General features: G+C 35.4%; 1 protein-coding gene. It reads right to left on the bottom strand.

Features of this window, described 5'->3' with window-relative positions; translation table 11 throughout:
- Window positions 1-232: 232 nt before the first annotated feature.
- Complete coding sequence (locus tag J2S74_RS27260; RefSeq protein ID WP_307332915.1) at window positions 233-1,591, bottom strand: IS110 family RNA-guided transposase; 1,359 nt, start codon at window positions 1,589-1,591, stop codon at window positions 233-235.
- Between the last annotated feature and the right edge of the window lie 16 nt (window positions 1,592-1,607).

Genomic DNA, 1,607 nt, shown 5'->3' with positions numbered 1-1,607 from the left:
AACCAAGTTATTTATAAATAGGCACCATTTTCTTGATTCAGAAATGGGTAAACACTCGCTTCTTGGTCTGCATTGATACAATCTGGCATAGAGTACAAGTTTATATTAACGTACAAATCCGTATTTACAGGACGAGTGGGATTAAGCTAAACATCGAGGTCTAAGAGCCTCAGGAAATTGGATCGGATCTCCACTCGAACCAAAAGAATGGTGCCTATAATATCGATTTTGACTAAGCGGTTAAAGGAAGTGTCAGTTTCTTCATAACCTCTTTTTCGTAGCTGTAATCTTGATCTTCATACTGAAAAGGGGAGTGATTTTTTAACATAGAAAAAGCTATTTTGATGAATTTATTTCCCATGGCAATGTATATCTTTTTTGTCTTTTTTCCTTTTTCTTTTAAACGAGTATAAAAAGGTTTTAGAGCGGTATTATGGGCACAGAGGCTTTTACCAGCATTGTAAACAGCTCTTCTAAGGTTTGCATTTCCTTGTTTAGAAATTCGCCCATAAAAACCATCTCCTTGGCCTGACTGCTTGATGGTTGGATTTGTTCCCGCCTTTTTAATAATTTGACTAGCTTTTGTGTAGTGAGAGAGATCTCCCATTTCGCAATAAATTTCAGCAGCTGTTACAAGTCCTATACCTGGAACAGTCAGGAGAAGTAAGCCTTCTGTTTTAATGAAAATACGTTCTATTTCTAATTCATAAGCTTCAATATTTCGGGTAAGCCATTCGTAATCTTTCAACTTTTGTTTTAAGATAAAGAGCTCACTTGAAAGATCCTCTATAGGCTTAGAAACACTTTCACCAGCAGCGAAGAGAATCTTTTCTATTGTTGTTTTACGTATTTTAAGGTTATGTTCTTTAGATAATTGGCGTAGTCCAAATTCACCTAGGTCTAGTATTTGAGAAGCATGAGGAAAGTGTGTCAAAAGATATAAACTTCCCTTACCCCAAAAATCACTAAAGATATGTTTTGTTTTAACTTTTCCATCTTCTAATTGACTGAAACCCTGGTATTCTCGCCAAATTTGGTCGTGTATTGTACGTATCTCTTGTTTGATACTTGAACGTTTATTTATTTCACTTCTCCTTGCACGAGTAAGTTGCTGGAGTCTTTTGTAATCCCCATTCGCTAATTTTGCGTTTGTGGCTTTATTACCAATTAATACTTCGGCTATTAAATATAAATCAATGTCATCTGTCTTTGTATAGGTGAGATGTTGTTTCCTCTCTTCGTGAGTAGAAGCAGGATTAATGATATGAACAGAATAACCCTTATCCGTAAGGATACGAACAATATCTTCATAATGATGTCCTGTTGCTTCTATTCCTACGAAGACTCGTTCCGCCTGACAACTATCCTTAGCTTTCTCAATATTACGAATTAGAAGGTTCATGCCTGTTTTATTTACCATGAAGGAAAAGGAGGGCTCTAAAACCTCTCCATAATAATTTATAATCATTGCTTTTTGTAAAACCTTAGATACATCAATGGGTACAAGTAAAACTTTTTCTAAATCAGCTCCTCGAATTTCCTTTGCAAATTGACTTCTTCTTAATCCTTGTTTACTCTTAAATAGTCTCATTGACTATGACCTCCTT

Source organism: Evansella vedderi, assembly GCF_030813435.1.
Classification (GTDB): Bacteria; Bacillota; Bacilli; order Bacillales; family Salisediminibacteriaceae; genus Evansella; species Evansella vedderi.
This window is presented reverse-complemented; position numbering and strand designations above follow the sequence as displayed.